Source organism: Dictyobacter arantiisoli (assembly GCF_008326305.1).
In the GTDB taxonomy this organism is placed as follows: domain Bacteria; phylum Chloroflexota; class Ktedonobacteria; order Ktedonobacterales; family Ktedonobacteraceae; genus Dictyobacter; species Dictyobacter arantiisoli.
On record NZ_BIXY01000148.1, the window covers coordinates 1 to 7,575 of the forward strand.

Below are 7,575 nucleotides of genomic sequence, written 5' to 3' on the forward strand. Positions count from 1 at the left end.
CGGCTCTCTCGCGATCACGAGGGCTTGCCCGAAAGTTCGGAGGCGTTTATCAGAATCGCCTCCTGCCATCGCCTCTTGACCAAGCTCGCGCCTGCATACCCATCGTGATGGGAATCAAACACTATCTTAGACAGTGTTTGATTCCCATGCTCTTCGCCATCCTGGTGCATGAGTTTTCGCACCTGCGGTGCTCAAAACTGTTTTTAGTGTGTGGTGCAGAAAAGGTGCTATGCACCTTTTCTGCACCACACACTAAAAAGGGCGCAGGCGCGCAGGCGCCTGCCAGCAAGTGAGCAGCAAGATCCCGATGAGAGTGGGAATCAAACACTTTGTTACAAAGTGTTTGTTTCCCATGCTCTTCGCCATCCTGGCGCATGAGTTTTCGCACCAATGGTGCTCAAACAGATTTTTATTATGTGATGTAGAAAAGGTTCGAAGAACCTTTTCTACATCACATAATAAAAAGGGCGCAGGCGCGCAGGCGCCTGCCAGCAGGTGAGCAGCAAGATCCCGATGGTGATGGGAAACAAACGCTTTGTTAGAGTGTGTCGGACTCCCATGCTTGCTTGTCAGGCTTATTCAGAGACGGCTAACGCAATCTCATCTTCTTCACTATCGACGACATGGAGCAGGGCGAGCGATGGAATCCAAAGATCAGCTTTACCCGGTTCCGTGTGTGGATAGGTTGCTCCTACCGCAATGCTGGGAATATGCGCAGCATGGGCCGCTTCAACGCCCGGTATGGTATCCTCGATAATCAGACAATCTTCAGCATCGGCATTCATCATTGCCGCGCCTTTAAGATAGCCTTCTGGATGCGGTTTGCCTTTTGTGACATCATTGCCAGAGATGAGGAAGCGGGGCAATGGAAGCTTGGCGGCGCGTAGACGTGCTCGCGCCAGAGTGGCCGGGCCAGATGTCACAATTGCCCACTGTTCAGGAGCGAGTTGATTGAGCAATTCTTTTGCCCCTGGCATTGCCACAACGTCTCTGGTATCTAACGTTTGCATGTCATTGAGATAGCGTGCCTCAAGCTCTGCGGGTAACGCAGGAGCTAATTCAGGAATCGAATCGATGGTGCGTCGACCATGGATGTGACTGAGCACATGGGTAACATCCAGTTGATGACGCCTGGCCCATTCGCTCCAGTGGCGCTCGACATTGGCTATCGAATCAACAAGAACTCCATCGAGATCAAAGAGCACTACACGGCAAGTTAAAATTTTTACATCTTTATTTTTTTTTGTCATAGGTAAGTATACTTTAGTAATCCTTTCCTGTATTCCTGTAAAATATCAGTTCCACTGCATATGCCATACTGGTTTATTCCCTGCGAATTGATAGTGTTTCTCTCTGCATTACAAGCTCGCTTTATTAAGCGGGCGCCCAGAGGTAGGTTTGAATGCGACAGCATTCGCGAAAGCCGATTTTTGTATAGACTTTGTACCCGGCTTCAGATGCCTGTAGTACGCCGATATTGTATCCCGCCTCGCGTGCCAGTAACAACGGCGCGATAGAGATCGCAGTCCCGATCCCTTGCCGTTGTGCTTCTGGCAACGTCCCGACTGAAAAAAGTCCAGCCACGCCAGCACCCAGAAAGAGTGAGGAGGTTGCGATAGCTTTCCCATTCAGGCGGCCCAGAAAGCGGCGGTAGGGGCGATCCTGGCCCCAGCCCAGGCATTGTTCAAATCTTCCATACTCGGAGTCAAATGCGACCGGTTCACCTCCAAAGGCGATAGACGAGACATGAATCCATTCTTGTAGTGCATTCGAGCTTGCCACCTCTTCAATATTGAAATGTTCAGGAACTGGGATATCCGTGAGTGTAGATGGAAGCAAGGATAAATCCAGCGCCATTCCTGGCTCTGCCCCATTATTTATCAGACCATGTTGATCAAGATACATTGGCAGGCTGGTTGGCCTGGCATCCGGAAAGAGATACCAGAGCATGGGTATAGCGCGTTCTTTAAACGGTTGCATGATCTCATGAATGCGTGTTTTGATCTGCTGCTCATCTATGTGTGCAGACATAACAACATTTAACGATGGCTGAAGAATGCCGGTAATGGCTGCGATGTGATCAACGTTTTTGTATGCCTCCGCTCCAGGAATACAGCTACAAAATAGAATAAATTCAATGAGATTTTCTTCCATCGCCTTGACGACCCCTGGGTAGGTCACCTGTTGAAGGATATCGCTACATATGCCCATTCAGCAATCCTTTAATACTATGCGTTTTGATCGTTGCCGTTTACTCTGATGAGCTTCAGCTTCACTCATTATGTACATGCGGCGTTGCTGGTTTGCACCGGAACTGGGTTGTGGTATGTCCGAAATGCATTTCCTGGTTCACTACTGTGTTTATTTCATCCTATCATGTTTGTTCCGGTACAGGCAAGAGGGATTCTGACAGTATACATACTATTTTATTGTAATAGATGGTCAAAAAGACATCATTGTATCCCTTGAATACACTTGTTAACTGTAGTATCATTGAAGATAGTATTGTCTTATGTAAATCCCGAAAAAATTCGCTGGTCATTCCCATTTCTCTATCAAAGTGTTTGCTTCCCATGGTCTTCGCCATCCTGGCGCGCCCACCTGTGGGTGAGCCACAAAAACCCGATGGGAGTGGGAATCAAACACTTTGTTAAACATAAAGAGGTTCTTTCATTAATACCAGGGAAAAAACTTTATACAGAGAGTGTAGAGAAAAGAGTTTTGTTTAAGAAATTTCTTCACTCTGTGTTATGATGTATCTGATAACTCTGGAATAGGATACGCATCTTACACGCAACGACTTTTTCGCGTTAAGGATGAGTGGTTGTTCGTTATATAAGATATCAAGGGGTATGTCATCTTAGATCGACCGTGTTGTTGGCTACAGCACTAGGTACCTTCTGAAGGTATGCAATAGGATATATCTATGGCAAATACTGTAATGCATGAAATTTCATTTTCTTTTGACCAGCCTGATCAAGTATTGAATTCCTTGCTCAAGCTTCTACAACAAAGGCTAAGACAGCCCCTGGCGACAAAAACATCAAAGGAGATGACGGTTCGTAACGCTCTTACAGTCCTGATCGTTGATGGCTATCAGGAGCGTGCCCAATATGTTGGTGGCCTCCTTACCGCTGTCGGATACCGATCTGTAATTGTATCTAATGAATTGGATGCATTTACGTCATTTCTGCAAGGGAGCTTTCTACCACTGGCAATTATACTGGGACAAGAAGAGGTTTCCAATCGTTTATTTATACAGCGTTTAGTGCAACAACTAGTGCAACGCTTTGATTGGGAACCCCTTCTGGTGCGTTTGCATAGCACTCAACAATCCTTTTTTGCACCCCAGCCACCCCAACAAAACCCATATACGCCATTACCTCAGGCAACGCAGCCATCCCAACAAAATCCATATATGCCATTACCTCAGGCAACGCAGCCATCTCAACCTTTGTTCTCTCTGCCATCCCAGCATATGACACGGCCTCTGGCGCCCACAAGTAATCAGGACCCGGCGTCACGTGGGGCAAGTAGTCCTAACTGGGCTTCATCGAACGATATCTATGAAGCAGCTACGTCATCCACCAATAGTGGACCTCTGGCAAATGGCCCTCTTTCTCGTTTTCCACCTGCTCCCGTGGATTTTTCAGTGCCCTATGTAGCACCGACGGTAGAGCCGAGTACAACTGCATCTACTGGACCATCTAACCGTATTCCATGGGATGATGCAGCTCGGGTTGCGCCGGAGGTGAAAAAAGAGCCGGTAGCCGATAAAACGGAGCCCGTTAAAAAGAAGGTATATCTGGATGGACAAAGTCTGGGACGTTACCAGATTCGGGCCCGTCTGGGTAGCAGCTCGTATAGTGAGGTGTATCGCACCTACGATCGTTTACGTGAGCAAGAGAGCGCGCTCAAAGCGATTCAGGTAGATATTGTGCCCTTTGAAATGATGAAGGAATCTCTCGAAGAGGTGACCGTCTTTCAGCAAGAGGCCGAGTTATTAGGTCCGCTGCAGCACCCTCATATTTTACCAGTCTCAAATTGCGGTAAATCATATATCAGTGGTAATAACTTCATCTATAAAAACATGCCTTTTTGTGCTGAGGGATCTCTGGCGAGTTGGTTGCGGCGCAATGGGGGCAATGGCACCTTTGCGCTAAAAGATGCCTTACCGATTATTCTTCAGCTCGCGGATGCCTTACAATTTGCCCATAATTATCAGGTGACGTATCAAAATTTTAAGCTGACAAATATTCTTGTATTGAATCAAGCCAAGCGTATCAACAAGTTGGAAGTCGCATTATCCGATTTCTCGGTCGTTCAAGACGGTTCTTTTTTTTCGAAGCTGCCTGAAGGCTTGCCATATGTAGCTCCCGAACGCTGGGAGTACACCGTCTATCCCGCCTCTGATCAATATGGCTTTGCGGCTATCGTATACGAGCTGTTGACGGGGCGTCCACCATTTCAGGGGGCGTCTGAGCATATCATGAAGATTCTGCATACAACCAGATTAGCGCAACCACCATCTTCCCTGAATCCCAAGTTATCGAAATCTGTGGATGCTGTCCTGGCAACTGCTTTAGCGAAAAGGCCTGGGGATCGCTTTGGCTCGATTTCTCTCTTTGTACAAACCCTTCAACGCTGTTGAGCTTACGTAAGGTTGCCTGTTATCTGGTAACAATACCTGTGAAAAATTTTAATGAGATAGACAGAAGGGGGAGATAGAGCGGGGCTTCCTATCATAGCTCTTCTGTTTTTGCATCGTGTGTCTGATTGTTTTATTGGATAAAAGCGCCTGTTAATGCCTCTATATAGCGGTTTGCAGATTTCTTGACGACGCTATCAGCCTGTTCCTGAACGACAGAATCAGCCCATCCTCCATAGAGCATGGAAAACTGATAGGGCGCAACGGCATCTCGTATGCGCTGTATCTCGTGCGCAGGTAGAGGAATGTTATTAGGATAACTGTACATGAAGCTGACCCATTGATGGTCTGCGACGACCTGTATTGTATCGCCAGTGAGTAGGATGCCTTTTCCTTGCGTTCCCTGCGACCAATGAAGCACTGTACTGCCAGGAAAGTGTCCTCCCAGTCGGAGCAAGGTGACTGTATCCAATAAGCGCTGTGTCTCACCTGACCAGAAAGTAATCTGGTCATCTGGGCGCATGACCCAGTTCCGATCTGCTGTATGGAGATAGATCGGTGCATGAAAGTATCTTGCCCACTCAATCATGCTGCTATAGAAATGAGGATGTGAGATGGCTATCGCCTGGATACCACCTGACTCGTTCAGAAAGGCTTTTGTGCGATCATCGAGCAGTGTAATACAATCCCAGAGAATATTTCCTTGCCCGGTACGTAGGAACAGTGCTCGCTGTCCAATGGCAAATTTGGGTTGTGTACCGATACCAATCAATTGGGAATCATAGTGTTGTAGTTCATTGCGCATCCCCTGGGCGTGCATTTTTGCCAGCGTTGTCCAGATTTGTCCTCCTGGCGCCACATATTGTCGTTGATCGGTACAAATAGGGCAAAATTCAGGTGGGGTGGGACTGGCAGTGAACTGAGTACCACAGGTGACGCAAATCCAATTGGTTAACATGTTTTTCTTTCCCCGTGTTTTCGCCAAACGTAGTTGGTTTTGCTATTAATACGAAAAAGCGGATGTCTTTTTAGACATCCGCCAGGAAATTGATCCGTTTACTTTATAAACTGATGACCATACATACGTACCTTTTATACTTATGCAGGAGTTAATTCACCCTCCGTGGTACCAGTCAATAGCTTATTTAAGGTTTCGCGTTTAATACGATAGGCCTGACGCTCATTGACGTGTGGCAAAATGATTGCCTCTAATGCTCCCTGTTTTACCCAACGTCGGACAGTCGTATCATCTACCCGCAGGATGTCCGCAACTTCTGATACTGTTAATAGCTCGCTCATCTGGTTTTTTCTCCTTATGTTTTTTGTTAATTGCATACCGTACGCTACGGCGCGTTATTCAATAACAGAATTAGTAAAAAAATGTTCTGCCAATGAATAAAGTATGTTGTTTTTGTGTTTATATTGTAGTACAAGAAAACACATTTGTAAAGATCTATCTATAGAAATAGGAAATATTTCGTAAGAAACGATCTATTGTTATAGTGTTTGCATTACTGACCTTATGAACATTAGCGGCAATGGCACACGAAATTTGATTGTTCTTCACGAAGTCAGGCAATTTATGCTTTCGCATATGTATACGTTTCAATTGTGAAAAGTGAGACAAGAATCATACAATCAGGCTACGTGCGTTTGAAAGAAAGTAATTTGTAAATGATAAAAATGGTTGGATGAAAGTCGACATGCATTGTAATTCTTTTACGCTGCTTGTTGAGGAAAAACTCTTCTGCAAAAAAACGTTCCAGTTTGAGTTTTTTTTGTTTATGGTCAGACTATTATTCTGTAACCCAAAAATATTATAATAGAATCGAGTATGGACGCTTGCGAGGCTTCTCTCCTGGATGTTACCTGCCGTATCTGGTTCGTGACATGTGGTGTCTCGACGTTTTTGAGAAAGTGAAATTTAAATACCTATGCAGCAACACTTCAATGAACAAATCGATGCGAAGCGACGGGAAAATTCGATAATTCATCTGCTCTACACACTGCAACGCTGGATTTTTAGGCTGTATCTAAGCATCGTTGGCTTGCTTGTGTTGGTGTTAATAAGTGGTTTTATTGCCATGAAAACGTCCTGGGGCTCGCTGATTCTGAGTGGGACATTACCCTGGAAATTTATCCTTCCCGCTGCGCTCGTGATTGGCTTCTGCTTTATTTTTACTGATACGTTTGTTCAGGGCAAGGAAGAGCGTTGGTTCAGGCGCTATGGCACCGAGGTGATGGCGACCGTAACGGATTTCCGCGAAATCCATAATTCGCGCTGGCGGCGTTTCTTCTTGAGCGGCAACGAGTTTCTTGTGATATTGTATTGGACATCACCTGAAACCGAGCAAGTCTATGAGTATACGCGCCGGGTACGCGATAGTAATTTGCCTGCTAAGGGCGCATTGTTGCCTGTGATTATCGATTATACTAATCCAAATGCTTACTGGCGAGAAGATTATAAGCACACTGTTTTGTAAATCCCAGTAGTACCTTTCCCACTATTAATCTTTCTTTAAGCTGAGACTGCTATCATAATCATTAATCCTCATGTTTGGATTCTCGTCCTTGCCTGTAGGCAGGCGCTCATGTGCTTGTGCTTTTTTAGAGTGTTTGATTCCCATGCTCACTACGATCTCTGTGCATGAGTTTTCGCACCTGCGGTGCTCAAAAGGGTTTTAGTGTGTGGTGCAGAATAGGTGCGAAGCACCTATTCTGCACCACACACTAAAAAAGGCGTGGGCGCGTCAGCGCCCACCTGTGGGTGAGCCACAAAAATCCGATGGTATTGGGAAGCAAACACTTTGTATGAGTGTGTCAGCCTCCCGTGGTCTCCACGGTCTCTGTGCATGCGTTTTCGCACCTGCGGTGCTCAAACATCTTTTTAGTGTGTAGTGCAGGAAAGGTGCACAGCACCTTTCCTG

The 7,575-nt window shown here is 46.1% G+C and carries 6 protein-coding genes; 2 read left to right on the top strand and 4 right to left on the bottom strand.

Going from position 1 to position 7,575, the window contains the following annotated elements; all coding sequences use genetic code 11:
• Positions 1–575 precede the first annotated feature (575 nt).
• Together F1593_RS26685 and F1593_RS26690 are read right to left on the bottom strand one after the other, a co-directional pair.
• On the bottom strand, positions 576–1,250 hold the full coding sequence (locus F1593_RS26685) for an HAD-IA family hydrolase (RefSeq protein WP_149404600.1): 675 nt from the start codon (positions 1,248–1,250) through the stop codon (positions 576–578).
• A gap of 124 nt (positions 1,251–1,374) precedes the next feature.
• The gene (locus F1593_RS26690) at positions 1,375–2,211 is read right to left on the bottom strand and encodes a GNAT family N-acetyltransferase (RefSeq protein ID WP_149404601.1); all 837 of its coding nucleotides are present in this window, start codon (positions 2,209–2,211) and stop codon (positions 1,375–1,377) included.
• 715 nt (positions 2,212–2,926) lie between these two features.
• Between F1593_RS26690 and F1593_RS26695 the strand changes: the two genes are divergently transcribed.
• The gene (locus F1593_RS26695) at positions 2,927–4,651 is read left to right on the top strand and encodes a serine/threonine protein kinase (protein ID WP_149404602.1); all 1,725 of its coding nucleotides are present in this window, start codon (positions 2,927–2,929) and stop codon (positions 4,649–4,651) included.
• A gap of 130 nt (positions 4,652–4,781) precedes the next feature.
• Here the strand turns inward: F1593_RS26695 and F1593_RS26700 are convergent, their stop codons facing one another.
• Both F1593_RS26700 and F1593_RS26705 read right to left on the bottom strand, forming a co-directional pair.
• The gene (locus F1593_RS26700; protein WP_149404603.1) at positions 4,782–5,606 is read right to left on the bottom strand and encodes an MBL fold metallo-hydrolase; all 825 of its coding nucleotides are present in this window, start codon (positions 5,604–5,606) and stop codon (positions 4,782–4,784) included.
• Positions 5,607–5,746: 140 nt separating this feature from the next.
• Positions 5,747–5,947, bottom strand: a complete 201-nt coding sequence (locus F1593_RS26705) for a helix-turn-helix domain-containing protein (RefSeq protein WP_149404604.1) — start codon at positions 5,945–5,947, stop codon at positions 5,747–5,749.
• A 635-nt stretch (positions 5,948–6,582) separates the two neighbouring features.
• Here F1593_RS26705 and F1593_RS26710 point away from each other — a divergent pair.
• Positions 6,583–7,131 (top strand): hypothetical protein, encoded by a 549-nt coding sequence (locus tag F1593_RS26710; RefSeq protein WP_149404605.1) that lies wholly within the window; start codon positions 6,583–6,585, stop codon positions 7,129–7,131.
• The last annotated feature ends 444 nt before the right edge of the window (positions 7,132–7,575 follow it).

Coding starts and splice junctions, on each gene's coding strand:
- F1593_RS26685 (WP_149404600.1), bottom strand. CDS start 1,250: ATGACAAAAAAAAATAAAGATGTAAAAATTTTAACTTGCCGTGTAGTG.
- F1593_RS26710 (WP_149404605.1), top strand. CDS start 6,583: ATGCAGCAACACTTCAATGAACAAATCGATGCGAAGCGACGGGAAAAT.
- F1593_RS26695 (WP_149404602.1), top strand. CDS start 2,927: ATGGCAAATACTGTAATGCATGAAATTTCATTTTCTTTTGACCAGCCT.
- F1593_RS26690 (WP_149404601.1), bottom strand. CDS start 2,211: ATGGGCATATGTAGCGATATCCTTCAACAGGTGACCTACCCAGGGGTC.
- F1593_RS26705 (WP_149404604.1), bottom strand. CDS start 5,947: ATGAGCGAGCTATTAACAGTATCAGAAGTTGCGGACATCCTGCGGGTA.
- F1593_RS26700 (WP_149404603.1), bottom strand. CDS start 5,606: ATGTTAACCAATTGGATTTGCGTCACCTGTGGTACTCAGTTCACTGCC.